Source organism: Pseudomonas sp. 6D_7.1_Bac1, from assembly GCF_025465945.1.
In the GTDB taxonomy this organism is placed as follows: Bacteria; Pseudomonadota; Gammaproteobacteria; order Pseudomonadales; family Pseudomonadaceae; genus Aquipseudomonas.
In genome coordinates, this window is record NZ_JANLNW010000072.1 from 140,986 (window position 1) to 166,113 (window position 25,128).

Sequence of the window (25,128 nt, forward strand, 5' to 3'; positions counted from 1 at the left end):
CCATGCAAGGCGCCCAGCTACGTCATCAGCCACCCGCACCCGGCCGCAAGCCGGTGCCGCGGGGTGCCAGCCGAATGGTGGCCAAAGAGCCGATGTCGGTGCGCCTGCCGAAAGCCAATTTTGGTTTTCTCAAAGCCTTGTTCTGGCCCGTGCTGTTGGTCGCGTTGGGGTTCGGTACTTACGAAGGTGCACAGCGTTTGCTGCCGTACGCCGACCGGCCGATCACCAAGATCAACGTGCAGGGTGATTTGAGTTACATCAGCCAGCAAGCGGTGCAGCAGCGGATCGCCCCGTACGTGGCGGCGAGCTTCTTCACCATTGACCTTGCGAGCATGCGTACCGAGCTGGAACAGATGCCATGGATTGCACATGCCGAAGTGCGTCGCGTCTGGCCTGACCAGGTGGTGATTCGTCTGGAAGAACAACTGCCCGTGGCCCGTTGGGGTGACGAAGCACTGTTGAACAACCAGGGGCAGGCGTTTACGCCGCGTGAATTGGCCAACTACGAACATTTGCCACAGTTGTTCGGCCCACAGCGGGCTCAGCAGCAAGTGATGCAGCAGTATCAGGTGTTGAGCCAGATGTTACGGCCATTGGGCTTCTCGATTGCCCGGCTGGAATTGCGTGAACGCGGCAGCTGGTTCCTGACCACTGGTGCGGGTAGTGCGGGCCCCGGTCTCGAGCTGTTGCTGGGTCGCGATCACCTGGTGGAAAAGATGCGCCGCTTCATTGCCATCTACGACAAGACGCTTAAAGAACAGATTACGAACATTGCGCGCATCGACCTGCGTTATGCCAACGGCCTGGCCGTCGGCTGGCGGGAACCTGTAGCGCCCACGACGGCCCAACCCGCCGTCGCGAAGAATTGAGAAGAGGCAGGACCATGGCAAACGTGCAAAGCGGCAAAATGATCGTCGGTCTGGATATCGGTACCTCCAAGGTGGTGGCGCTGGTAGGCGAGGTCGCGGCCGATGGCCAACTGGAAATCGTCGGGATCGGTACTCACCCGTCCCGCGGCCTGAAGAAGGGCGTGGTGGTGAATATCGAATCCACCGTGCAGTCCATTCAGCGTGCAATCGAAGAAGCGCAACTGATGGCCGGTTGCCGGATTCACTCGGCGTTCGTCGGCGTGGCCGGCAATCACATTCGCAGCCTGAACTCCCACGGCATCGTGGCGATTCGTGATCGCGAAGTCAGCTCGGCCGACCTTGAGCGCGTGCTCGATGCCGCCCAGGCCGTGGCCATTCCGGCGGATCAGCGAGTGCTGCACACGCTGCCGCAGGATTACGTGATCGACAACCAGGAAGGCGTGCGTGAGCCTCTGGGCATGTCCGGCGTACGTCTGGAAGCCAAGGTCCACGTGGTCACCTGTGCGGTGAACGCGGCACAGAACATTGAAAAGTGCGTGCGTCGTTGCGGTCTGGAAATCGACGACATCATTCTCGAGCAGCTCGCTTCCGCGTACTCGGTGCTGACCGATGACGAGAAAGAGCTGGGCGTGTGCCTGGTGGACATTGGTGGCGGTACCACCGACATCGCGATCTTCACCGAAGGCGCGATTCGTCACACCGCGGTGATCCCGATTGCCGGTGATCAGGTGACCAACGACATCGCCATGGCGTTGCGCACTCCGACCCAGTACGCCGAAGAAATCAAGATTCGCTACGCCTGCGCCCTGGCCAAACTGGCCGGCGCCGGTGAAACCATCAAGGTCCCAAGTGTCGGTGATCGTCCGCCGCGCGAGCTGTCCCGTCAGGCCCTGGCCGAAGTGGTCGAGCCGCGTTACGACGAGCTGTTCACGCTGATCCAGGCCGAGCTGCGTCGCAGCGGCTACGAAGACCTGATCCCGGCCGGCATCGTGCTGACCGGCGGTACTTCGAAGATGGAAGGCGCGGTCGAGTTGGCCGAAGAGATTTTCCACATGCCGGTTCGCCTGGGCGTGCCGCATGGCGTCAGAGGCCTGGACGATGTAGTGCGCAACCCGATTTATTCCACCGGTGTTGGTTTGCTGATGTATGGCCTGCAAAAGCAGTCCGACGGCATTTCCTTCTCCGGGATCAGCAGCAGTCGCGATAGCTACAACAGTGACGAGGCCAAGAGCCCGTTGATCGATCGCATCAAAAGCTGGGTCCAGGGCAATTTCTGAAGATTTACCGCAACACCGTGACACCGCAGCACCGTTGTACGCAGTAGGCGCAGTAGGCGAAAAAAACTAGAGAATGTAAGGAGAGGGAAAATGTTCGAACTCGTAGACAACATCCCCGCAAGCCCGGTTATTAAAGTTATCGGTGTTGGCGGTGGCGGCGGCAACGCTGTCAATCACATGGTCAAGAGCAACATTGAAGGCGTTGAGTTCATCTGCGCCAACACTGATGCCCAGGCGCTGAAAAGCATCGGCGCGCGGACCATCCTGCAATTGGGCACCGGCGTGACCAAAGGTCTGGGTGCTGGCGCGAACCCTGAGGTCGGTCGTCAGGCCGCTCTGGAAGACCGCGAGCGCATTGCCGAAGTGCTGCAAGGCACCAACATGGTGTTCATCACCACGGGCATGGGCGGCGGTACCGGTACCGGTGCTGCGCCGATCATTGCCGAAGTGGCCAAGGAAATGGGGATCCTCACCGTTGCGGTGGTGACTCGTCCGTTCCCGTTCGAAGGCCGCAAGCGTATGCAGATCGCCGACGAAGGCATCCGTCTGCTGTCTGAAAGCGTCGACTCGTTGATCACCATTCCCAACGAGAAGTTGCTGACCATCCTCGGTAAAGACGCAAGCCTCTTGTCGGCTTTCGCCAAGGCCGACGATGTACTGGCCGGTGCCGTTCGCGGTATCTCCGACATCATCAAGCGTCCGGGCATGATCAACGTCGACTTCGCCGACGTGCGTACCGTGATGAGCGAAATGGGCATGGCGATGATGGGCACTGGCTGCGCCAGCGGTCCGAACCGTGCACGTGAAGCGACCGAAGCGGCGATCCGCAACCCGTTGCTCGAAGACGTGAACCTGCAAGGTGCACGCGGCATTCTGGTGAACATCACTGCCGGTCCTGATCTATCCTTGGGTGAGTACTCCGACGTGGGTAGCATCATCGAAGCCTTCGCTTCCGAGCACGCCATGGTCAAGGTCGGTACCGTTATCGATCCGGACATGCGCGACGAGCTGCACGTGACTGTGGTTGCCACAGGTCTGGGCGCAAAAATCGAGAAACCTGTGAAGGTCATCGACAATACCGTTCACACCTCCATGGCTTCTCAGTCGCAACCGGCACCTGCTCGTCAGGAACAGCCTGCGGTGAACTACCGTGACCTGGACCGTCCGACCGTCATGCGCAACCAGGCTCAGGCCGGTGCTGCGACTGCCGCGAAGATGAATCCACAAGACGATCTGGACTACCTGGATATCCCGGCATTCCTGCGTCGTCAGGCCGATTGATGGAATGTATCAGGGCTATGAAGGTGATTGGTGTTCAGCAAAGGTCTGGTCTGCTATTATCGCCAGCCTTTGTTGATACCAGTTCGCAATTTGCGCTGAAGCGGCCCAAGCCATGATTAAACAACGCACCCTGAAAAATATTATCCGTGCCACAGGTGTAGGCCTGCACTCCGGGGAGAAGGTATACCTGACCCTCAAGCCCGCACCTGTAGACACCGGCATCGTGTTTTGTCGTGCCGACCTGGACCCTGTGGTGCAGATTCCTGCTCGCGCGGAAAACGTTGGTGAAACCACTATGTCGACGACACTGGTCAACGGTGACGTCAAAGTGGACACGGTGGAGCACTTGCTCTCGGCCATGGCTGGCCTGGGCATCGATAACGCCTACGTCGAGCTCTCCGCGTCCGAAGTCCCGATCATGGATGGTAGCGCTGGACCCTTCGTATTCCTGATTCAATCGGCTGGCCTGGAAGAACAGGACGCAGCCAAGAAGTTCATCCGGATCCTGCGTGAAGTGACAGTGGAAGACGGCGACAAGCGCGCCACTTTCGTCCCTTTCGAAGGCTTCAAAGTGAGCTTCGAGATCGATTTCGATCACCCGGTGTTCCGTGACCGCACTCAAAGTGCCAGCGTGGATTTTTCCAGCACTTCGTTCGTAAAAGAAGTCAGCCGCGCCCGGACCTTTGGTTTCATGAGTGATATCGAGTACCTGCGCAAGCACAACCTCGCACTCGGCGGTAGCGTTGAAAACGCCATCGTGGTCGACGCGGATGGTGTACTGAACGAAGACGGCCTTCGCTACGAAGACGAATTCGTGAAGCACAAGATCCTCGATGCAATTGGTGACCTCTACCTGCTGGGCAATAGCCTGATTGGTGAGTTCAAAGGCTTCAAGTCGGGTCATGCACTGAACAACCAGCTTCTGCGCAAATTGATTGAGCAGAAAGATGCTTGGGAAGTCGTGACGTTTGAAGACGCCAGCGCTGCTCCGATCTCTTACATGCGTCCAGTTGCGGCGGTGTAAGCAAAAACCTCTCTAGTTTTTAAAGGCTGCCTTCGGGTGGCCTTTTTTTATGCCTCGTTGCCGCTGCCTATTCCTGGGCGCTGACCACTCGATTGCGTCCACGGTGCTTGGCCTGGTACAGCGCCTTGTCGGCGGCGTACATCAGGTTTTCCAGGATTTCGCTCGGTTGCCCCGTTGAAGTGGCGAGGCCGATGCTGACGGTGATCGGTGACTTGTCGCCTTCGAACGGCGGCAGTCGCTCGACCTGCGCACGGATATTTTCGGCAATCCGCAGTGCGCCAGCGGTGTCAGTCTCAGCCAGCACCACGGAAAACTCCTCACCGCCATACCGTGCGACGAGGTCGGCGGGGCGGTGGATATTTTCGCTGATGACCCTGGCGAGCATACGTAACGCATCGTCGCCACCCTGATGGCCGTGGCGGTCGTTGAACGACTTGAAGTGATCGGCGTCGATCATCAGCACCGATAGCGGCTTGCCTGAACGCAGGGCGCGGGACCATTCGCGGTTCAGGGCCAGGTCGAGCGTGCGGCGGTTGGCCACCCCGGTGAGGGCGTCGATGGCCGCCTGTTGCGCCAGTTCCTGCTCGGCATGATGGCGCAGGCGCAATTCGCGGCACAGCAGCAAGGTCAGCCACATCAGGCCGATACACAGCACACCGGTGGCACCACTGATAACGTACGCGGTGCGTCTCCAGCTGGCGAAGACTTCGTCCATGGAGAGCGCGACGATTACCGTCAGCGGCAGGTTGCCGACGCGTGAGAAAGTGTACAGACGGTCCTGGTGGTCCATGCTCGAGACGCTGACGAAGTTGCCACTGCCTGCGCGCAGGATGCGGATGACGTTGGGTCGGCTGCCAAAGCTCTTGCCAATGCTGTCGTCCGTCAACATGGGCTTTTGCGCCAATAGAATGCCGTCCTTGTCGAGCACGTTGAGGGTGCTGTCAGTGCCAATGTTCAAGCTGCTGAACAGCTCGTCAAAGTACGCCAGGCGCATCGAGGCGACGGCAACGCCGAGAAACTCCCCGGTGGGTGATGAGATGCGCCGACTGAAGCTGATGCGCCACTGATCGTTGTCGACGCAGTCACAGCGAGGTTTGAACGGGCGGCTGATAAACATCCCGGTGTCGCTGTTGGAAACGTGAGCCTGGAAGTAGTCGCGGTCGGCGAAGTTGCCGGGTTTTGGCTGAACCAGCGACGAATCGGCGATCACCTCGCCCTGCTTGTCGAGCAACAGGATATCGCCCTTGAAACGTGCCGTGCTGGATCGGTCGAACAGCACCAGGTGACGGATCTGGGCGGAAACCTTCTGCAAGTCGTCGCGTTGGGCGGCAGCAATCAACCCTTGCAGTGACAGGTCATAGAGTTCGACATTGCGCAGCACATCGGCGTCGATCAATTGCACGATGTTGGTCGCACCGCGCGTGGCTGCTTGCATGGCATTGGCGTGTTCGCGGATCAGCAGGAAGGTGACGATGGAAATGATCGCGATGACGGTCAGCGAACTGCCGAGAATCAGCATGAGTTCCGGTCGGCGGGTAGTGCCCGTTATGTGGGGGGACGTACGGCTTGCACTCATGGTTCTGATTTCTGCAGAGGGACTTCATCAGCGTAGTTCCCGAACAGGTCGGGCGGCATGGCAGATATCAGTACATTTATCGTTTCAGCTACCTGTATAAATCCCGGATATAAAAAAGGCCAGCACAAGGTGCCGGCCTTTTTGCAGGGTTTTGTCAAACAACAAAAAAAAGCCGCTGAGAGCAGCGGCTTTGAAGACAACCTCTCAAGGGAAAGAGCCGTGAGAAGTGTCGAGGGAAACTGAGAGGTGTTACAGATCAGCTGTCCTTTTCAACCCGCGGTTGAGCCTGAGTGGCCGATGTTTGCCGGGTTTGCTCAGCGCTTTGTGCCTTTGCGGTCAGTTCAGCCTGAGCCTTTTCAAAGGTTTCGGCACGTGCGGCATTGTGTGCGACGAATGTCTGTGACTCTTCAGCCATGGCCAAGGGCGACAGGAACAAGGACGACAAAACGAAAGCGCTGGCAATACCCATACTGTTGGACATCTGGAAAACCTTCTTGCTTGGCAAGTGCTGTTTGGTGCGGCAAAAGTAAAGGTCTTCAGCGTCGGGAAAAAGAGCGGATTGCAGAAAGGACTGTTGCATCAAGAGCAATAGTCACACTGACCTGTGGCGAGGGGAATTTTGTGGCGAGGGGGCTTGCTCCCGCTCGGCTGCGTAGCAGTCGTCATTCGGGGTAGGTAGTGTGTCTGACGAAAGACGGTTGATTGTGTTGGGGCCGCTTCGCAGCCCAGCGCGAGCAAGCTCGCTCGCCACAGGTATTTCGGGGGGATCAAACCGGCAAATAGATTCCGAACGTATTCACGCCGTTATCACTGCGCACAAACACACCACCGCCATGCATCAGCGCAATCGCCTTGACGATGGCCAGTCCCAGGCCATGATTGGCGCCGCTGTTGCTGCGCGAGGCGTCGACCCGGTAGAAACGTTCGAACAAGCGCGGCAGGTGCTCGCTGGCGATGGGCTCGCCGGGGTTGGTGACGCCGATGCAGACCCGATGCTCCTGAACATCGATCTGCACCTGAATGACCTGGCCAGGGGCGGTGTGTTGCACGGCGTTGTTCAGCAGGTTGATCAGCGCCCGGCGCAGGTGTGCGATCTCGATCTGCACTTGGGCATCGCCACTGACCTGAACCTTGACCTGAGCGTCTTCGAGGATGAAGTCCAGGTAGTCCAGGGTGGTGGCAACTTCGCCCGCCAGCGAGGTGGAGGTCAGTTTAGTGGCCTTGCTGCCCTGATCGGCGCTGGCCAGAAACAGCATGTCGTTGATGATCGAGCGCAGCCGTTCGAGCTCTTCAAGGTTTGATTGCAGCACTTCGAAGTAGTGTTCCGCCGAGCGCCCGCGCGTCAGGGCGACCTGGGTCTGGCCGATCAGGTTGGTCAACGGCGAGCGCAGTTCGTGGGCGACATCGGCATTGAATGATTCGAGCCGGGTATAGGCGTGCTCGACCCGTTCCAGCGTCGAGTTGAACGAGCTGACAAACTGATTGAGTTCCGGCGGTAACGGCGACAACTGCAGCCGTGCAGACAGCAACGGCGGCGTCAGTCGTTGGGCCTCCTGAGACACCTTGATCAAGGGTTTCAGGCCGATCCGTGCCACCCAGTACCCGAGCACCGAGGCCAGCAGCACGCCGATGATCGCCAGGCTGATCAAGGCAATCAGCAAGTAATGCTGGGTTTCATAGAAGGTTTGTGTGTCGATGCCGATCATGAAGCGCAGCGGCGGACGCTGATCCTTGGCCGGAAACTGGCTGACCAGCACTTTCAGCGGGTAGGGCTGGTCCGGCAGCTGCACGTCGCGCTTGCCTGTCGGGCCTTGCGCCAAGGCACGGATCTGCGGGGTGATGTTGCCGTATTCGTAGTTGGCATCGCCGCTGATGATCCAGAAACTGATGCGCTTGTCCTCTTCGCCGAGCAGCTTGAGTTTGTTGTTGATTTTCAGCCAATGCTCCGGCGTACCAAAGCGACCGACCGTGGATTCGAGCACGCTGTAACGTGCATCCAGTTCGGCTTCCGGCAACAGCGCCAGTCCCTTTTCGACCTGTTGATACAGCGCCCAGCCGATCAACAGAAACACCAGCGCCGCCACCAGCGTGAACATGCCGCTCAGGCGCAGGGCGATGGAATTACGAGGCACTGCGGCTCTCCAGCACATAACCCATGCCGCGAATGGTGTGCAGCAATTTTTCTTCGAACGGTCCGTCGATCTTCGCTCGCAGACGTTTGATCGCGACTTCAACGACGTTGGCATCGCTGTCGAAATTGATGTCCCAGACCATTTCGGCGATGGCGGTTTTCGAGAGGATTTCACCTTGCCGACGGGCCAGTACACTGAGTAGCGAGAACTCCTTGGCGGTCAGGTCCAGCCGCGTGCCGGCGCGGGTGGCCTTGCGGCTGATCAAATCGATCCACAGGTCGGCGATGGTCACTTGTACTGGCTCGTGACCGCTACTGCGGCGGGTCAACGCTTGCAGGCGCGCCACCAGTTCCAGAAACGAGAAGGGTTTGCCCAGGTAATCGTCGGCGCCATCGCGCAGGCCCTTGATCCGGTCTTCGACACGTTCGCGGGCGGTGAGCATGATCACCGGGGTTTGCTTGCGTGCACGCAGGGCGCGCAACACGCCATAGCCGTCGAGACCCGGCAGCATCACATCGAGAATGATCACCGCGTAATCGCTTTCCAGCGCCAGGTGCAGACCTTCGACACCGTCCGGGGCCCGGTCCACGGTGTAACCCTGTTCGGTCAGGCCGCGGTACAGGTAGTCCGCGGTTTTCTCTTCGTCTTCGATAATCAGAACGCGCATGACCCGCCTCAGTGTGTGGTCGCCAGCGCAGGCGCTGGTGTGGAGCGATGGAACACTCGCTCAAGCCATAAGTATATGACCGGCGTGGTAAACAGCGTCAGCGCCTGGCTGACCAGCAAGCCGCCAACCACCGCGATCCCCAGTGGCTGACGCAGTTCGGCGCCGGTGCCGAAGCCGAGCATCAGCGGCAGGGCGCCGAGCAGGGCGGCGAGGGTGGTCATGATGATCGGCCGGAACCGTGTGAGGCAGGCAGCAAAGATCGCTTCTTCCGGGGGCAGCCCACGATTGCGCTGGGCGTCGAGGGCGAAATCGATCATCAGGATGCCGTTCTTCTTGACGATACCGATCAGCAGCACCAGGCCGATCAGCGCCATGATCGAGAAGTCCTGGCCCAGCATCCACAGCAGAATCAAGGCGCCCAGACCCGCCGACGGCAAGGTCGAGATGATCGTCAGCGGGTGCACGAAACTCTCGTAGAGCACGCCGAGAATGATGTACACCGCCACCAGCGCCGCAAGAATCAGCCACGGCTGACTGGCCAGGGAACTCTGGAACGCCTGGGCCGCGCCCTGGAAGTTACCGTTGACCGAGGCCGGCATGCCGATTTCATTTTTTGCCTGATTGAGCAACGTCACCGCATCGCCCAAGGCCACGCCCGGGGCCAGGTTGAACGACAGGTTGGCGGCCGGGAACATGCCGTCATGGGCGATGGACAACGGGCCGATGGTCGGCGCATCGAATCGGGCCAGCGCTGACAACGGCACCATCTCGCCACTCAGCGGCGAACGCAGGTAGAAGTAGGCCAGGCTTTCGGCCTTGCCGCGTTGGCGAGTGTCGAGTTCGAGGATGACGTTGTACTGGTTGATTTCGGTCTGGAACTCATTGACCTGCCGTTGGCCGAAGGCGTCGTAGAGCGCTTCGTCGACATCGCTGGCGGTCAGCCCGAAACGCGCTGCAGCGGCACGGTCGATGTTGATGTGGGTGATGCTGCCGCCCAATTGCAGGTCGTTGGAAATGTCACGGAACGCCGCAATGCCGCGCAGTTTTTCGGTCAGGCGTTGGGTCCAGAGGTTCAGTGTCGGGCCGTCGTTACTCTTGAGCACGTATTGATACTGGGCGCGGCTGGGGCCGGAGCTGAGGTTGATGTCTTGCCCGGCGCGCAGGTACAGCACGATGCCCGGAATCTTCATCAGTTGCGGACGAATCCGGTCGATGAATTCACTGGCGGACACATCGCGGTCACCGCGTTTTTTCAAGGAAATCCAGAAGCGTCCGTTGGCGATGGTCTGGTTGCTGCCCGACACACCGACCGAATGGGAGAACGCCTGCACCGCCGGGTCGGCAGCGACGATCTCGGCCAGGGCCTGGTGCTTTTTGACCATTTCCGGGTAGGAGACATCAGCCGCTGCCTCCGTGGTGCCGAGGATGAAACCGGTGTCCTGGATCGGGAAGAAACCCTTGGGAATGAACACATACCCGGCAATCGCCATACACAGTGTCAGGCTGAAGACGCCCAGCATCAGTTTTTGATGGGCGAGGGCACGGCGCAGTGCGCGCTCGTAGAGCGCCAGCAGGCGTTCGCCGAAGCCTGGTTTGGCGTTGGCGTCATGCACCGGAGCGCGCATGAACAGGGCGGCCATGGTCGGTGCCAGGGTGAGAGAAACCACCACCGAAATCAAAATGGTCGAGGTCGCGGTGAGGGCGAACTCCTTGAATAGCCGGCCGACCACCCCGCCCATGAACAGCAGCGGAATAAACGCAGCCACCAGCGAGAAACTGATCGAAACCACGGTAAAACCGATTTCGCCGGCACCCTTGATCGCCGCCTCGCGCATACCGTCGCCGGCCTCCAGGTGGCGGTGGATGTTCTCCACCACCACAATCGCATCGTCGACCACAAAACCCACGGAAATGACGATCGCCACCAGGGTCAGGTTGTTCAGGCTGAAACCCATGATGTACATCAACGCGATACTGGCGATCAGCGAAACCCCGAGCACGCTGGAAACGATCAGCGTCGCCGACCACTGGCGCAGGAACAGCGCCATCACCGCAATCACCAACAGGACGGCGATCAGCAGCGTGACTTCCACTTCGTGCAGCGAAGCACGGATGGTCTGGGTCCGGTCGATCAGTACATTGACCTGTATCGACGCCGGCAGCATCGCTTCAAGGCCCGGCAACGCGGCTTGAATCCGGTCCACGGTGTCGACGATGTTGGCCCCTGGTTGCCGCAAGATCACCAGGTTGACCCCCGGCCGATCGCCGGACCAGGCCTGGACGTAGGCGTCTTCCGAGCCACTGACCACCTTGGCGACATCCTTGAGCTGAACCGGCGCACCGTTCTTGTAGGAGACGATGAGTTGGCCGTACTCGTCGGGATGGAACAGCTGATCGTTGGTCGATAACGTGGAAATGCTCGACTCACCGTACAGCGCGCCTTTGGCCAGGTTGAGGCTGGTTTTCTGAATGGCCAGGCGCACATCGGCCAGGGTCAGGCCGATGGCTGCGAGCTTGTCGGCTGAGGCCTGGACCCGGATCGCCGGGCGTTGCTGACCGGTGATGTAGATCTGGCCGACGCCGTCGATCTGGCTCAGTTGCCGCGCCAGCAGGGTTTCGGCGTAGTCGCTGAGTTCGGTGCCGGGCATTTGCGTCGAACTGACGCTGAGGATCAGCACCGGGCTGTCAGATGGGTTGACCTTGCGCCAGGTCGGCAGCGTCGGCATGTCCTTGGGCAGTTTGCCGGCGGCGGTGTTGATGGCGGCCTGAACTTCTTGCGCTGCGGTGTCGATGCTTTTATTGAGGGTGAATTGCAGGGTGAGGTTGGTCGAACCCAAGGCACTGCTGGAGGTCATCTGGGTCATGCCGGGGATGGCGCTGAATTGCACCTCCAGGGGTGTTGCCACCGACGAGGCCATGGTGTCCGGGCTGGCACCAGGCAACAGGGCGGCGACCTGAATGGTCGGGAACTCGGCCTCAGGCAGTGGTGCGACGGGCAGGCGCGGGAAGGCGATCAAGCCCAGCAGCACCAGCGCGAAGGTCAGCAGGACCGTGGCCACCGGGTGGTCGATACACCAGGCGGAAATACCACCGTGGACCTTCATTGCGGTTGCTCCGCCGCGTTGTTCTGGGTGAGTGCTGGCGGGTCGCTGAGCACCTGAATGCTAGCGCCGGGTTTGAGCCGCGACTGACCGTCGCTGACCAGCACATCACCGGCCTGCACACCCTTGATGATGTTCAGCCCGCTGTCTTGATAGACCATCTGTACCGGAACGGATTCGACGGTGTCGCCTTTGACCCGGTAAACGAACGGTTGATCCAGCCCGCGCTGGACCACACTCGGCGGTACCACCAGGGCATTCTTGTTGAGGGCGGTCTGGATCCTGATGGTCACCAGTTGCCCCGGCCAGAGCTTTTGTCTGGCATTGTTGAATTCGGCCTTGGCGCGAATGGTTCCGGTGTTGGTATTGATCTGGTTGTCGATCAGCGTCAGGTGGCCTTCGCCGAGCAAGTCGCCGGTCTGGCCGTTGGTGTCGGTGCCGATGTAGGCATTCACGTCGGCGGGTGGGGTCGCACTGATCAGCTGTTGCAGCGTCGGCAGCATTTGCTGTGGCAGGGAAAACTCGACGGCAATCGGGTCGATCTGGGTCACCGAGAACAGTCCTTGGGCATCGTTCATACGCAGGAAGTTACCTTCATCCACAGTACGAATACCGACCCGACCGGTCACCGGTGAGCGAATCTGTGTGTAGGAGAGCTGCACCTGCGCTGCGTCAATGGCCGCCTGATTGCGCTGCGCTGTGGCTTTCAACTGATTGACCAAGGCTTGTTGCTGGTCGTAGGTCTGCTTGGACACACCGTCATCCACGCTGAGCAACTTGTAGCGCTTGAGATTGACCTCGGCCACCTGCAACTGCGCCTGGTTTTCAGCCACTTGTGCACGGGCCTGATCGAGGCTGGCGCGGATCGAGCGATCATCGATGGTGGCCAGCAGGTCACCGGCCTTCACCAACTGGCCTTCCTTGACCAGCAGTTTGGTGAGAATGCCGTCGATCTGTGGGCGGATGACCACGCTGTGCAACGACAGCACTGAGCCAATCCCGCTGACGTAACGCGGCACATCGCGCTCGGCGACGCTGATGACCCGCACCGGGATTGCCGCCGGTGCCGAGAGCTTGCTGGTCGCGGGTTTGATCGCAACCCCAATGGCCACGGCAGCGACAGTCGCCAACAGACCGGCGATCAGCAGTTTTTTTCTTGGAATGGGCATGAGCATCAAGCGCCGGGGCAAAAAGGACGGAGAATAATGGCCTATTTATAGTCCTTTGTTGCGGTCAGCAGGGTGACTGCTAACTGACAGGGCTGTCAGCTAGGCGACCATTCGTGCGTCGGGAGGTTAAAGATCGCAGGCGCACAGGTATACTGCCCGCCTTTCGCGGTCCACTCATCGGGCCCGACTCTATGTGCATCACCCGGAGCATTCATGACTTCCCCGATACAAGCGCCTGTTGCTGACGAACAGGCTGACCTGCCAGACAGCGTCGACTCCAGCGCCGACAGCGAAACCCGCGCCGCGATTCCGGCCTTCAAGTTCCCGTTCAAACCGGGTGAGCTGGCAGCCGGCAAAAACGCCAATCAACCGTGGTACAAGAACGGCGCCAAGAACGGCCACACCAAGGTTCCTGGTGCCGCGCCGCCTGGCACTCGTCGCTCGATGGGTAAGCGCTGACAGTCAGGCGTTTTTGGCTGGAAACAATTCTCTCTGTCGCTGAGATAGTTCCCACAAGGATAAGCGATCTGTCCTCTTGGGGCGTCGGTGGTCACTCGTTGAAGATTCATGCCCGCGCAATGTGTGTCGTTTGACCCATTGCCAGATGATATTGCCCGCACTGAAGGGGCAGGCATCGCGGACTCCCATGATTGCTTGATGAAGGCCACCGAAATGTCTCTGGTAAAAACCGTAACTTTGCTCTCTCTGATGGCTCTGACCACCGGTTGCGTGTCGTCCGCGGTCGACCCTCAGATCCGCTTCGGCGTCGAAGCCCTGGTTCCTCCGTTCGAGAGTCGCAACGAGAAAGGCGAGTTGGTGGGGCTGAACATCGAGTTGGGCAACGCGCTGTGTGCCGAACTCAAGTCCCGCTGTGTCTGGATCGATCAAGCCTACGCCACCAATGTCGACGCGCTTGAAGCCAAGCGCTTTGATGCGATCATGCCGATGACTGCCACGCCTTTGCGTCGGGAACGGGTCGACTTTACCGAAGACCTGTACCCCCTGAATAACCGCCTGGTGGCACGCAAAAACTCGGGCCTGCAACCTGATCCGCAATCGCTCAAAGGCAAGCGGGTAGGCGTACTGGCGGGTACCAGCCGTGAGGCGTTCGCCAAGACTCGTTGGGCTGCGTCGGGCGTGACGGTGCGCAGTTTCGATTTCAACGACCAATTGGTTGCCAGTCTGTTGGCCGGTGAGATCGACGCCACCCTGCAAGACTCCATTGAAATCACCCACGCGCTGTTAAGCCAACCCCAGGGGCAAGATTTCGATTTTGTCGGCCCGACCCTCAAGGACCCTTTGCTGGGCAGTGGCGTGGCCATCGCCGTGCGCAAAAACGACACAGCGTTGCGCGATAACCTGAACGGTGCACTTGAGCGTATCAAGCAAAACGGCCAGTACCAGACCATTACCCAGCGCTTTCTGCCGCCTGCAGCACCCGATTCGCCACGCTATTTTCCTAACGAAGAAGGCCTGCCATTCTCCGATGCGGTGCAGGTTGGCCAGACCATCTATCTGTCCGGCGTGCTCGGTCTGGGGGCTGACGGCGAACTGGTCAAGGGCGGCATCGTTCCGCAGATGACCCAGGCTATGGAGAATCTGCGCGACGCGTTGCAACGTAGTGGTTCGTCCCAGGCTCACGTAGCCAAATGTACGGTCATCCTCGCCGACATCAAGGATTTCGCCGCCATGAATACGGTTTATAGGCAGTACTTCCCGGCGGATCGATTGCCGGCTCGCACGTCGTTCGCTGCCGGGAAGCTGCTATTGGACGCACGAGTGGAGGTTGAATGTCTGGCGGTCACTGCGCGTTAGCCTTCCATAAACATGCCCTGTGCAGTATGTCCTGGGCCTCGGCTGGCTTGTCGTCTCAGGCCGCCCGCAGCGAGATAAACGCATAGTTCAGCGGTTCCGCCGTGGTCACTTGGGCCCCGGCGGCCTGCACTTGCTCGGCGATTTCGTTGCCTGACACATGGAACTGCCATTCACCAGCCGACTCTGGCAACGGCACTGCCTGCACCTGATCAATCGCCTGGGCAAACGCCGCCATGTCCGGCAGGTACGCGGTAAACCCGTCACCCTTGAGGGCTGTGGTGCGCATCCCCAGACGTGCGCAAATCGCTTCCTTGGTTTGAATGTCGTCGCGGTCTGCCTGACGCGAGCGCTGGATCAGGCTGGCCAGTTCCTGGTCAACCAGCTGACCGCCGACGATCAACTCAGGGCCTTGCTCCCACGATTCGGGCGGGCAGTCCTTGGCTGTTGGCGTCAGCGGAATGTGCGGATTGATTTCCATTGGGTAGATGCGACAGACCAAAGGCCGGCGTTCGTAGATGCCGCAGAGGTTGTCTTTGTCAAGATTCCGGCAGGGGCCGGCGTTGTACGCGGCGAAGGTGATGGCGATGTGGGCCTCGGTCGCGCCGCTGGGCACCACCACGGAACGGCGTTCGGCGTGCTCGCCTTGCAAGGCGGGAAGGCCCAGGCCATTGCCGAGAAAACCTTCCACCAGCACGATCACGGTACCGCCGTCAGCCGCCCACATCCGGGCCTCGACGAGGGTCAGAGGCACGTGGTGGTCGCTGCAGCATTTGCCGCAACCTACGCAGGAAAACGTCGTATTCATAGGGCGACCAGTCACATTCCAGAGGCGTCAGCGATGACGAAAAGCCACCGCAAGGAACTCTCCTGAAGCAAGTTATGCGCCAGTCACCAGCCCTTGGGCGTGCGTTGACCAAGGGCTGAATCTGCATGATGGTTTGCTGTTGGTAGTGCGGACCTCATCGCGAGCAGGCTCGCTCCCACAGTGGTTTTCGTTGTACATAGAATCTGCGTTCCATGAGATCAAATGTGGGAGCGAGCCTGCTCGCGATAGCGGTATCAGTCTGGAACAAGTTCTCGGCGTACCAGGCGCATTCCAGCGTTTTCATACAATCGCAGGGCTCGAGGGTTGTCCTCCAGGACCTTCAGATCAACGAACCCCTCGCGTCGCTGTTGAAACACACTGAATGCATGCAACAACAACGCCCGTCCCAATCCTTGGCCCTGCGCGCGCGGATGTACCACCAGGTTCTTGATGTAGGCGCTGGTCCAGCACTGCGCCACGCCGACAATGCCTTGCACATCCGAGGCGATGAAGCACAGCGCCGGGTCATATTCGGCATCGCGTTCAAAATGCTCGCGCCAAACCTCCAGGGCCGGAACTCGCCCACCGCCTTGTTGATAGCCCTGTTCCATCAACCCGTGCACGGCTTCGGCCAATGGCGGGCGATAGAGGCTCAGCTGGATACCGTCCGGCCAGACGACGGGCGGCAACGTCTCGGCCAGGTCGCGCCGCAGCAGCAGGCAATACGTTTGCGCCAAGGCTTAGTTACCTTGCTGCGCGACCGCTTTTGCGGCCTCGATCAGGCATTTGGTCAGCTCTGGCGAGGAGAACTTGGTCAGCACCGCGTTCGCCCCGGCCAATCGGGCCTTTTCACTGTTCATCGCGCTGTCCAGCGAGGTGTGCAGCAGCACGTAAAGGTGGGAAAAGTCCGGAGTTTCGCGCAGGGTTCGGGTGAAGGCGTAGCCGTCCATTTCGGACATTTCGATGTCCGAGACAATCAGGTTGATCTGCTGCGCGGTGCCTTGCAGGTCCAGCAGGCAGTCGATGGCTTCCCTGGCGCTGCGTGCGGTGTGGCATTGCAGGCCGAGGTTGCGCAGGGTATGCACCGATTGTTGCAGTGCCACCTGGCTGTCATCGACCACCAGAATGCGTGCGTTGCCCAGCACTTCGGCGTCTTCCATGCTGAGCTCGGTCGGGGCCATTTCGATCTGCGCCGGGGCGATGCCGTGGATGACTTTCTCGATGTCGAGCACCTGCACCAGCGTGCCGTCCACCGAGGTCACCCCTGTGATATACGAACGCACGCCCCCGGAGCCGTAGGGCGGTGGGCGGATGTCGGTGGTCAGGCAGTGGACGATCTTGCTCACCGCCTGAACGTGCAGGCCTTGCTTGGAGCGGCTGACGTCGGTGACGATCAGGCAGCCGCCATCCGGGTCCACCAGCGGTCGTTCACCGATTGCCCGGCTCAGGTCGATCACTGACAACGAGGCGCCGCGCAGGGTGGCGATACCTTTGACGTGGGGGTGCGACTCCGGCAGCTTGGTCAGCGGCGGGCAGGGAATGATTTCACTGACTTTCAACAGGTTGATCGCCATCAGCTTGCCGCTGCGCAAGGTAAACAGCAGAAGCGAAAGTGAATCTGCGCGGGCTTTGGTGGAGGACATAAAAACCTTCTGTGGAAAAAGGTGATGGGCGATCGCAGGACCGCCAGCAACTATTGATATCGGGTTATCGACGCAAGCGGGGCAGGCTTTAACCTTAATGCCAAACGCTGAATCCTGTGGCGAGGGAGCTTGCTCCCGCTCGACTGCGCAGCAGTCGCCAAATAGGTAATTGTGTGCAGTCTATTGCAATGTGGTGACTGATTTGGGAGTGCTTCGCACTCCAGCGGGAGCAAGCTCCCTCGCCACACTGGTTACTACTTCATCCCCAACCGCTTGGCCATCCGCCCAAGGTTTGCTCGATCCAAGCCTAGCTCACGGGCGGCGCTGGCCCAGTTGTTCTGGTGGCGTTCAAGACAAGCGGTGATCAGCTGGCGTTGATAGTGTTCGGTGGCTTGGCGCAGGTCGCCGAACACTTGCGCCGTGGGCGCAGGGTCAATGATTGCTGGCGGCAGGGCGGTTTCGACAGTGTCGTGGGGCAGGTCAAGATCCGCCGCACTCAGGCTCAGAATCTTCGGCCGCTCCCGTGAGTTGCCCAGTGCTTTCAGCGCGCTGCGGCCGATCAAGTGTTCCAGTTCGCGGACGTTGCCCGGCCAGTTGTAGGCCAGCAGTGACGCGTGTGCGTCGCTGCTCAGGCGCAGGCTGTTGAGGCCCATGCGCGAGCGGTTCTGCTCAAGGAAATAGCCGCTGAGCAACAACACATCCCGACCGCGATCACGCAGCGCCGGCACCCGCAATGGGTAAACGCTGAGGCGATGGTAGAAATCGGCGCGGTAGCGGCCGCTGCGCACCTCTTCGGCCAGGTCACGGTTAGTCGCGGCGATCAGGCGCACGTCGACGTGATGCTCCTTGTCCGACCCCAGGCGCTGTAACTGACCGCTTTGCAGCACGCGCAGCAATTTGGCCTGCACCGTCAGCGACAACTCGCCCACTTCATCGAGAAACAGCGTGCCGCCATTGGCCAGTTCGAATTTGCCGCGACGGTCGTTCATCGCCCCGGTGAAGGCGCCGCGCACGTGGCCGAACAGTTCGCTTTCCACCAGGGTGTCGGGCAGCGCGGCGCAGTTGAGGCTGATGATCGGTTTGTCGGCACGCGGTGAAGCGGCGTGGATCGCCTGGGCCACCAGCTCTTTACCGACCCCGGTTTCGCCGGTGATCAGCACGGTCAGGTCGCTGCCACCGACCAGGTTGATCTCTTCCACCAAACGCTTGTGTGCCTTGCTCTGGCCGATCATTTCGCGGTTCTGCTGGCCGCTGGCCTGGCGATAGACCTCGGCGCGCTGGTGCTCGTCTTCCGCGCGATTGGCCAGCCGTTCGATACGTTCGGCGGCGTTGACCGTGGCGGCAGCGAGGCTGGCAAAGGCTTGCAGGGCGTCCAGTTCGATGGGCTCGAAGCGCTCCGGGTCCAGGGCGTCGAGGGTCAGCAAGCCCCACGGACGCTCATCGATAAACAGCGGGCAGCCCATGCAATCGTGGACTTCCAGGTGATCGTGGAGGCCATCGACCAAGCCGTCATAGGGATCGGGCAAGGCGCTGTCGCTGGGGAAGCGCGTCGGCTCCGAGCGGCTGAGCAACACTTCAAAGCGCGGGTGTTCGCTGACCTTGAAGCGCCGCCCCAGGGTGTCGATGCTCAGACCGTTCACCGCCAGCGGCACCAGCCATTCACCGTCGAGCCGCAGCAGGGCGGCGGCGTCGCAGGGGAGCAGGGCGCGCATCGCTTCGAGCAGGCGTCGGTAGCGCTCGCCTTCCGGCAATTCGCGGGAAAGGTCGGAGACCAGTGGAAGCAGTGCGGTAAGCAAGGATTTTGCAGTCATATTGACTCCATGTAGTCGAGATGACTATAAGCCTGCTTGTGTCTATATGACTACACTATTTATAACATATTGATTTATATGAATTTAATTATTGGCATGGAAACTGATATGTAACGGTTAGAAAGCTATAAACCCAGCCGTTCAGGAGTACCCCTTATGCTTAGCGCGCAAGACCGTGCCATCGTCAAATCCACCGTACCGTTGCTCGAAAGCGGTGGCGAAGCCCTGATCACCCACTTCTATCGCATGATGCTCTGCGAATACCCGCAGGTGCGCCCGCTGTTCAACCAGGCGCACCAGGCCAGCGGCGACCAGCCTCGGGCCTTGGCGCGCGGCGTACTGATGTACGCGCGGCACATTGATCAGCTCGATCAGTTGGGTGACCTGGTGGCGAAGATCATCAACAAGCACGTTGCCCTGCAAATCCTGCCGGAGCATTACCCGATTGTCGGCGCTTGCCTGCTGCGGGCGATATCCGAGGTGCTCGGTGACGATATCGCCACGCCAGAAGTGATGAGCGCCTGGGGCGCGGCCTACAATCAACTGGCCGACATCCTGATCGGCGCCGAAACCGCGATCTACGACCAGAAAGCCCAAGCCCATGGTGGCTGGCGCGGGGCGCGGGAATTCAAACTGGCCAAACGTGTGGAGGAGAGTGCGGAAATCACCTCGTTCTACTTTGAACCGGCGGACAAAGGGCCGATTCTCGCAGCGGAACCGGGTCAATACATCGGCATGAAACTGATCCTCGACGGTGAAGAAATTCGTCGCAACTACTCGCTGTCGTCCCTGGGTGATAACGGTCAGTACCGCATCAGTGTCAAACGCGAAGAGGGCGGCCGTGCCTCGAACTACCTGCACGACCAGTTCCCTGTCGGCGCCAGCATCCTGTTGTTCCCGCCAGCGGGCGAGTTCACCCTGACCGCCAGCGACAAGCCGTTGGTGCTGATCAGCGGCGGCGTCGGCATCACACCAACACTGCCGATGCTTGAAGCGGCGCTGGCCACCGAGCGTCCGGTGCACTTTATCCACTGCGCGCGTAACGGTGGTGTGCATGCGTTTCGTGACTGGATCAACGGTCTGGCCGAGCGTCATCCGCAACTCAAGCACTTCTATTGCTATGCCGAAGATGATGGGGTCAGCCCGGCAGCGCATAAGGTCGGGCTGTTGAGCCAGGAGCAGTTGGCGGACTGGTTACCGAAAGAGCGCGACCTGGACGCTTATTTCCTGGGGCCCAAAGGTTTCATGGCCGCGATCAAGCGCCACCTCAAGGCCCTGGGTGTGCCAGAGAAGCAGAGTCGCTACGAATTTTTCGGCCCGGCTGCTGCGCTGGAATAAGCGCAGTGTGGCGACTCGGGTAGACCGAGTCGCCTTCATCGCGAGCAGGCTCGCTCCCACAGTGGATTGGCGTTGTGACTCAGATTGTGATCACACCACCATTCACCTGTGGGAGCGAGCCTGCTCGCGATGGCATCATCCGCTTCGCCACAGATCCAACTGTTTAATCCGCTGTTAATAAGCCTGCCGTTAATTCCCTCCTGTTAATCCACCCCAGTGGTCAGCGTGTAAACTTGCGATCAATTGATACGCGAAAGGCCCACTGCGGTCGGTGGGCCTGTTGAACACAACCAGCACTTTTGGCAAAGGAAACGGGAATGAATGAGGAAATGATGCGGTTGGGACGTGAGCGGCGCTTTCTGGTCCTGCTGGGCGTCATCTGCCTGGCGTTGATCGGTGGCGCGCTGTACATGCAAGTGGTGCTGGGCGAGGCGCCATGCCCGCTGTGCATCCTGCAACGTTATGCGCTGTTGCTGATCGCGATCAGTGCCTTTGTCGGTGCCGCCATGCGCACTCGCCGCAGCATCACCGTGTTTGAAGGGCTGGTGGTGATTTTCGCCCTGGCCGGCGCCGCAACGGCCGGGCATCACGTCTATACACAGTTCTACCCGGCAGTCAGTTGCGGCATCGATGTGCTGCAACCGATTGTCGACGGCTTGCCGCTGGCAAAGATCTTCCCGCTGGGCTTCCAGGTCGACGGCTTCTGCGAGACACCGTACCCGCCGATCCTCGGCCTGTCGCTGGCACAATGGGCGCTCGTGGCCTTTGTGTTGACTGTGGTGCTGGTGCCGCTGCTCGTCTCGCGTAACCGCAAACACCTGAACTGAGGCCGCTCGCCGCCGCCACAGGCCTTGAAAAAACGCCCCGGTCCTCGAAAAGAGGCCGGGGCGTTTTGCGTTTCAGCGGTCTTGTAAAAGGATTGTGATGCGCGGCTAAGAAGGCTGTGTCGCATGTGCGACATGTTGTCACAGCTCAGGTGTGGCAACTCATTTCAAAGTCGATTGTCGTCGCTGAAACTGACAAGGAATTTACCTCACTGACGGGCTTCCCCAAAGCACAGCCAAGGCGCCGCAGCAGGCAGTTTTAACAGGCTTGGACGAATGGCCAAATGCCTTGTGACAGGGGGCTTTGGCGAGGTCGGCGACGCTTCTGGAGACGGCGATGCTGTCTGAACTGTGGACAGTAGACCTACATTTTTCGAGGTTCCTGTTGAGAATAAATCGCGATACCATGAAAAATCTTTGCAGAAACCGTTAATGATTGTTGCCGTATCCGATAAAAATTATTTCGAGTTGAGACATGGTTTATACAACGTTACATATCTACAATCGCCCGCACTGAAATTCCGGCGCGGCGCTCTCCTTGGCACAAGGGGCGGTCGTGGGGCTTTAACGGGCTTCATTCGACGCCAGGTGTCGGCGCCTTCCAACTATCCGCACCAAATGGAATTGGTCTGTAACAAGGCCTTTGACCACGAATTCGAATAAGAACTCACCGCTAGCCCAGGATGTGTCGATCAGCGGTTAACGCGCGACGGGCAAGCCCTTATTCAATCCAAGAAAAATGCCAACCCTTGGCAGGGTGAAGTGTTGGCGATCAAAACCCAACTGCATTGCGCAAGCTGCTTTAGAGGTCGTGAGATGAGTAAAAACAGGTACCCCAGATTACTAGGCTTATTGCCGCTGCTCGGCACGCTGTTGCTGGGAGGTTGCAACATGACCTTGCTCGACCCCAAGGGCCAGGTCGGTCTGGATGAACGAAACCTGATCATCACCGCCACGCTGCTGATGCTGTTGGTCGTTGTGCCGGTCATCGTCATGACCTTCGCCTTCGCCTGGAAATACCGCGCGTCGAACCAGAACGCCGACTACGCGCCAAAATGGTCCCACTCCACCAAGATTGAAATCGCGGTGTGGACTGTTCCGGTGCTGATCATCATCGCCCTGGGTTACGTCACCTACAAATCGACCCATGCCCTGGACCCTTACCGTCCGCTGGATTCCGACGTCAAGCCGATCACCATTGAAGTGGTCGCCATGGACTGGAAGTGGCTGTTCATCTACCCGGAACAAGGCATCGCCACGGTCAACAAGATCGTGTTCCCGGCCCACACGCCAATCAACTTCAAAGTCACCTCCGACACCGTGATGAACTCGTTCTTCATCCCGGGCCTGGGCGGCCAGATCTACGCGATGGCGGGCATGCAGACCAAGCTGCACCTGATCGCCAACCAGAACACCGAGCTTGAAGGTATCTCCGCCAACTACAGCGGCGCTGGCTTCACCGGCATGAAATTCAAAGCGATCGCCACTTCCCAGGAAGATTTCGACGCCTGGGTCAGTGACGTCAAGAAGGCACCTAAACAGCTTGAAAAAGCTGAATACGAAGCCCTTTCCAAACCAAGCCAGAACAACCCGGTTGAACTCTACTCCTCGTACACGCCGAACCTGTTCCAGATCATCCTCGACAAGTACGAAGGCATGAAACCGGGCAAGCCGATGCACCACGAGAAAGACGAGAAAGAAGTGGCCGGTATGGAAGGAATGGACATGAGTTCGCATTCAGCTGCCGGGGCAGAGGAGTAAACGATGTTTGGTAAATTAAGTTGGGAAGCGGTCCCGTTCCACGAGCCGATTGTGATGGTAACCATCGCCATGATCGCGCTCGGTGGTCTGGCGGTGTTCGCTGCAATCACCTATTTCAAGAAGTGGACCTACCTGTGGTCCGAGTGGCTGACTTCGGTTGACCACAAGAAAATCGGCGTGATGTACATCATCGTGGCCATGATCATGCTGCTGCGTGGTTTTGCCGACGCCGTCATGATGCGTTCCCAGTTGGCCCTGGCCACCGAGGGTTCGCCTGGCTACCTGCCACCTGAACACTATGACCAGATCTTCACCGCTCACGGTGTGATCATGATCATCTTCATGGCGATGCCATTCTTCACCGGCCTGATGAACCTTGCGGTGCCGCTGCAGATCGGCGCGCGTGACGTTGCCTACCCGTTCCTGAACTCCCTGAGCTTCTGGCTGCTGGTCTCCGGCGTCGTGCTGGTGAACGTGTCCCTGGGTGTCGGCGAATTCGCCCGTACCGGTTGGGTTGCATACCCACCGCTGTCGGAACTGGGCTACAGCCCGGGCGTGGGTGTGGACTACTACATCTGGGCACTCCAGCTATCGGGGTTAGGTACGACGTTAACCGGGGTCAACTTCCTGGCCACCGTGCTGAAAATGCGTACCCCGGGCATGAAAATGATGGACATGCCGATCTTCACCTGGACCTGCACCTGGGCCAACGTTCTGATCGTCGCTTCCTTCCCGATCCTGACCGCTACCCTGGCATTGCTGACGCTTGACCGTTACATGGATTTCCACATTTTCACCAATGAACTGGGTGGAAATCCGATGATGTACGTCAACCTGTTCTGGGCCTGGGGTCACCCCGAGGTTTACATCCTGATTCTGCCGGCGTTCGGGATCTTCTCCGAAGTCATCTCGACCTTCTCCGGCAAGCGTCTGTTCGGCCACCACTCGATGATCTACGCCAGTGGCGCGATCTCGATCCTGGGCTTCATGGTCTGGCTGCACCACTTCTTCACCATGGGTTCGGGTGCCAACGTCAACGCCTTCTTCGGTCTGGCGACGATGCTCATCTCGATTCCGACGGGGGTGAAGCTATTCAACTGGCTGTTCACCATCTATCGCGGTCGTCTGCGTATCACCAGCCAGGTTCTGTGGACCCTGGGCTTCATGGTGACCTTCGCCATCGGCGGCATGACCGGCGTACTGCTGGCCATCCCGGGTGCTGACTTCGTACTGCACAACAGCCTGTTCGTGATCGCTCACTTCCACAACGTGATCATCGGTGGCGCGGTATTCGGCTACATCGCCGGTTTCGGCTTCTACTTCCCTAAAGCGTTCGGCTTCAAGCTGCACGAAGGTTGGGGCAAGGCAGCGTTCTGGTTCTGGATCTCGGGCTTCTTCGTCGCGTTCATGCCGCTCTATGTACTGGGCTTCATGGGCATGACCCGTCGTCTGAACAGCACCACCAACCCTGAGTGGACGCCGTACCTGCACGTTGCAATGGTCGGTGCGGTACTGATCGCCTTCGGTATTGCCTGCCAGTTGATCCAGTTGTACGTGAGTATCCGTGATCGCAAGCTGCCGCAGAACATGTGCGAAGCCGGTGACCCGTGGAATGCCCACACGCTGGAATGGTCGACCTCGTCGCCACCACCGTTCTACAACTTCGCCGTACTGCCGAAAGCCGAAGGCATCGACCCGTTCACCGAGGCCAAGGAAAACGGTACTGCGTACCAGGCTCCAGCCCGTTACGAGCCGATCCACATGCCAAACAACACCGCGACCGGTCTGGTCATGGGTGCTCTGTTGACCGTGTTCGGTTTCGCGATGATCTGGCACATCTGGTGGATGGCCATCGCAGGCCTGGCCGGCACCGTGATCTATTTCGTCATCCACGCTGCCCGTGATGACCAGGGCTACATGGTCCCGGTTGAAACAATCGAGCGCATCGAAGCCGAGCAGCACAAGCGTCTGGTAGCGGCCAAAGCGATCCCGGCCACCGCCACCCGTGTTGAAACCTCGTTGGAACAGGCTTAAA

The 25,128-nt window shown here is 59.5% G+C and carries 21 protein-coding genes; 11 read left to right on the top strand and 10 right to left on the bottom strand.

The window, feature by feature from the left end:
• Positions 1-2 precede the first annotated feature (2 nt).
• The 4 genes from NTD87_RS20270 (at position 3) to lpxC (ending at position 4,451) form a co-directional block, all read left to right on the top strand.
• Positions 3-869, top strand: a complete 867-nt coding sequence (locus NTD87_RS20270) for a cell division protein FtsQ/DivIB (protein ID WP_262115962.1) — start codon at positions 3-5, stop codon at positions 867-869.
• A gap of 14 nt (positions 870-883) precedes the next feature.
• Positions 884-2,146 (top strand): cell division protein FtsA, encoded by a 1,263-nt coding sequence (gene ftsA, locus NTD87_RS20275; protein WP_262115963.1) that lies wholly within the window; start codon positions 884-886, stop codon positions 2,144-2,146.
• Positions 2,147-2,236: 90 nt separating this feature from the next.
• A complete protein-coding gene (ftsZ, locus tag NTD87_RS20280) occupies positions 2,237-3,427 on the top strand; it encodes a cell division protein FtsZ (RefSeq protein WP_123425034.1) in 1,191 nt (396 codons plus the stop codon).
• Positions 3,428-3,539: 112 nt separating this feature from the next.
• On the top strand, positions 3,540-4,451 hold the full coding sequence (gene lpxC / locus NTD87_RS20285; RefSeq protein ID WP_019693551.1) for a UDP-3-O-acyl-N-acetylglucosamine deacetylase: 912 nt from the start codon (positions 3,540-3,542) through the stop codon (positions 4,449-4,451).
• A 67-nt stretch (positions 4,452-4,518) separates the two neighbouring features.
• Here lpxC and NTD87_RS20290 read toward each other — a convergent pair whose 3' ends face one another.
• A complete protein-coding gene (locus tag NTD87_RS20290; protein ID WP_262115964.1) occupies positions 4,519-6,027 on the bottom strand; it encodes a sensor domain-containing diguanylate cyclase in 1,509 nt (502 codons plus the stop codon).
• Between the two features lie 57 nt (positions 6,028-6,084).
• Between NTD87_RS20290 and NTD87_RS20295 the strand changes: the two genes are divergently transcribed.
• Complete coding sequence (locus NTD87_RS20295; RefSeq protein ID WP_262115965.1) at positions 6,085-6,270, top strand: hypothetical protein; 186 nt, start codon at positions 6,085-6,087, stop codon at positions 6,268-6,270.
• Between the two features lie 13 nt (positions 6,271-6,283).
• On the opposite strand, the gene NTD87_RS20300 is transcribed toward NTD87_RS20295, so the two are convergent.
• The 5 genes from NTD87_RS20300 to NTD87_RS20320 form a co-directional block, all read right to left on the bottom strand.
• Positions 6,284-6,508 (bottom strand): hypothetical protein, encoded by a 225-nt coding sequence (locus NTD87_RS20300; RefSeq protein WP_262115966.1) that lies wholly within the window; start codon positions 6,506-6,508, stop codon positions 6,284-6,286.
• A 286-nt stretch (positions 6,509-6,794) separates the two neighbouring features.
• The gene (locus NTD87_RS20305; RefSeq protein ID WP_262115967.1) at positions 6,795-8,159 is read right to left on the bottom strand and encodes a heavy metal sensor histidine kinase; all 1,365 of its coding nucleotides are present in this window, start codon (positions 8,157-8,159) and stop codon (positions 6,795-6,797) included.
• A complete protein-coding gene (locus tag NTD87_RS20310; RefSeq protein ID WP_262115968.1) occupies positions 8,149-8,826 on the bottom strand; it encodes a heavy metal response regulator transcription factor in 678 nt (225 codons plus the stop codon). The genes NTD87_RS20305 and NTD87_RS20310 overlap by 11 nt, the downstream gene beginning before the upstream one ends.
• An 8-nt stretch (positions 8,827-8,834) precedes the next feature.
• Positions 8,835-11,930, bottom strand: coding sequence for a multidrug efflux RND transporter permease subunit (locus NTD87_RS20315; RefSeq protein WP_262115969.1), 3,096 nt, complete (start codon positions 11,928-11,930; stop codon positions 8,835-8,837).
• Positions 11,927-13,096 carry an efflux RND transporter periplasmic adaptor subunit gene (locus tag NTD87_RS20320; RefSeq protein WP_262115970.1) on the bottom strand — a complete coding sequence of 390 codons (1,170 nt, stop codon included), beginning with the start codon at positions 13,094-13,096 and terminating at the stop codon, positions 11,927-11,929. The genes NTD87_RS20315 and NTD87_RS20320 overlap by 4 nt, the downstream gene beginning before the upstream one ends.
• Positions 13,097-13,309: 213 nt before the next feature.
• On the opposite strand from NTD87_RS20320, the gene NTD87_RS20325 reads away from it, so the two are divergent.
• Positions 13,310-13,555: a hypothetical protein gene (locus NTD87_RS20325; RefSeq protein WP_262115971.1), complete on the top strand. Its 246-nt coding sequence runs from the start codon at positions 13,310-13,312 to the stop codon at positions 13,553-13,555.
• Between the two features lie 213 nt (positions 13,556-13,768).
• Positions 13,769-14,911, top strand: coding sequence for a transporter substrate-binding domain-containing protein (locus NTD87_RS20330; protein ID WP_262116053.1), 1,143 nt, complete (start codon positions 13,769-13,771; stop codon positions 14,909-14,911).
• Between the two features lie 55 nt (positions 14,912-14,966).
• On the opposite strand, the gene NTD87_RS20335 is transcribed toward NTD87_RS20330, so the two are convergent.
• From NTD87_RS20335 to norR, 4 genes are all read right to left on the bottom strand, one after another.
• Positions 14,967-15,716, bottom strand: a complete 750-nt coding sequence (locus NTD87_RS20335) for a YkgJ family cysteine cluster protein (RefSeq protein ID WP_262115972.1) — start codon at positions 15,714-15,716, stop codon at positions 14,967-14,969.
• Between the two features lie 254 nt (positions 15,717-15,970).
• The gene (locus tag NTD87_RS20340) at positions 15,971-16,453 is read right to left on the bottom strand and encodes a GNAT family N-acetyltransferase (protein WP_262115973.1); all 483 of its coding nucleotides are present in this window, start codon (positions 16,451-16,453) and stop codon (positions 15,971-15,973) included.
• A 3-nt stretch (positions 16,454-16,456) separates the two neighbouring features.
• A complete protein-coding gene (locus tag NTD87_RS20345) occupies positions 16,457-17,359 on the bottom strand; it encodes a chemotaxis protein CheV (protein WP_262115974.1) in 903 nt (300 codons plus the stop codon).
• A gap of 254 nt (positions 17,360-17,613) precedes the next feature.
• Positions 17,614-19,170, bottom strand: coding sequence for a nitric oxide reductase transcriptional regulator NorR (gene norR / locus NTD87_RS20350; RefSeq protein WP_262115975.1), 1,557 nt, complete (start codon positions 19,168-19,170; stop codon positions 17,614-17,616).
• A gap of 156 nt (positions 19,171-19,326) precedes the next feature.
• Here norR and hmpA point away from each other — a divergent pair, with 156 nt between their 5' ends.
• From hmpA to cyoB, 4 genes are all read left to right on the top strand, one after another.
• Complete coding sequence (hmpA, locus tag NTD87_RS20355; protein WP_262115976.1) at positions 19,327-20,508, top strand: NO-inducible flavohemoprotein; 1,182 nt, start codon at positions 19,327-19,329, stop codon at positions 20,506-20,508.
• Between the two features lie 317 nt (positions 20,509-20,825).
• A complete protein-coding gene (locus tag NTD87_RS20360; RefSeq protein ID WP_262115977.1) occupies positions 20,826-21,335 on the top strand; it encodes a disulfide bond formation protein B in 510 nt (169 codons plus the stop codon).
• An 813-nt stretch (positions 21,336-22,148) separates the two neighbouring features.
• Positions 22,149-23,093: a ubiquinol oxidase subunit II gene (gene cyoA, locus NTD87_RS20365; RefSeq protein ID WP_262115978.1), complete on the top strand. Its 945-nt coding sequence runs from the start codon at positions 22,149-22,151 to the stop codon at positions 23,091-23,093.
• Between the two features lie 3 nt (positions 23,094-23,096).
• A complete protein-coding gene (cyoB, locus tag NTD87_RS20370) occupies positions 23,097-25,127 on the top strand; it encodes a cytochrome o ubiquinol oxidase subunit I (protein ID WP_262115979.1) in 2,031 nt (676 codons plus the stop codon).
• Position 25,128 lies beyond the last annotated feature (1 nt).

Bases quoted from the DNA above. Each gene is read 5' to 3' on its own strand.
- NTD87_RS20270 (WP_262115962.1), top strand. From the start codon at position 3: ATGCAAGGCGCCCAGCTACGTCATCAGCCACCCGCACCCGGCCGCAAG.
- ftsA (WP_262115963.1), top strand. From the start codon at position 884: ATGGCAAACGTGCAAAGCGGCAAAATGATCGTCGGTCTGGATATCGGT.
- ftsZ (WP_123425034.1), top strand. From the start codon at position 2,237: ATGTTCGAACTCGTAGACAACATCCCCGCAAGCCCGGTTATTAAAGTT.
- lpxC (WP_019693551.1), top strand. From the start codon at position 3,540: ATGATTAAACAACGCACCCTGAAAAATATTATCCGTGCCACAGGTGTA.
- NTD87_RS20290 (WP_262115964.1), bottom strand. From the start codon at position 6,027: ATGAGTGCAAGCCGTACGTCCCCCCACATAACGGGCACTACCCGCCGA.
- NTD87_RS20295 (WP_262115965.1), top strand. From the start codon at position 6,085: ATGGCAGATATCAGTACATTTATCGTTTCAGCTACCTGTATAAATCCC.
- NTD87_RS20300 (WP_262115966.1), bottom strand. From the start codon at position 6,508: ATGTCCAACAGTATGGGTATTGCCAGCGCTTTCGTTTTGTCGTCCTTG.
- NTD87_RS20310 (WP_262115968.1), bottom strand. From the start codon at position 8,826: ATGCGCGTTCTGATTATCGAAGACGAAGAGAAAACCGCGGACTACCTG.
- NTD87_RS20315 (WP_262115969.1), bottom strand. From the start codon at position 11,930: ATGAAGGTCCACGGTGGTATTTCCGCCTGGTGTATCGACCACCCGGTG.
- NTD87_RS20320 (WP_262115970.1), bottom strand. From the start codon at position 13,096: ATGCCCATTCCAAGAAAAAAACTGCTGATCGCCGGTCTGTTGGCGACT.
- NTD87_RS20325 (WP_262115971.1), top strand. From the start codon at position 13,310: ATGACTTCCCCGATACAAGCGCCTGTTGCTGACGAACAGGCTGACCTG.
- NTD87_RS20330 (WP_262116053.1), top strand. From the start codon at position 13,769: ATGTCTCTGGTAAAAACCGTAACTTTGCTCTCTCTGATGGCTCTGACC.
- NTD87_RS20335 (WP_262115972.1), bottom strand. From the start codon at position 15,716: ATGAATACGACGTTTTCCTGCGTAGGTTGCGGCAAATGCTGCAGCGAC.
- NTD87_RS20345 (WP_262115974.1), bottom strand. From the start codon at position 17,359: ATGTCCTCCACCAAAGCCCGCGCAGATTCACTTTCGCTTCTGCTGTTT.
- norR (WP_262115975.1), bottom strand. From the start codon at position 19,170: ATGACTGCAAAATCCTTGCTTACCGCACTGCTTCCACTGGTCTCCGAC.
- hmpA (WP_262115976.1), top strand. From the start codon at position 19,327: ATGCTTAGCGCGCAAGACCGTGCCATCGTCAAATCCACCGTACCGTTG.
- NTD87_RS20360 (WP_262115977.1), top strand. From the start codon at position 20,826: ATGAATGAGGAAATGATGCGGTTGGGACGTGAGCGGCGCTTTCTGGTC.
- cyoA (WP_262115978.1), top strand. From the start codon at position 22,149: ATGAGTAAAAACAGGTACCCCAGATTACTAGGCTTATTGCCGCTGCTC.
- cyoB (WP_262115979.1), top strand. From the start codon at position 23,097: ATGTTTGGTAAATTAAGTTGGGAAGCGGTCCCGTTCCACGAGCCGATT.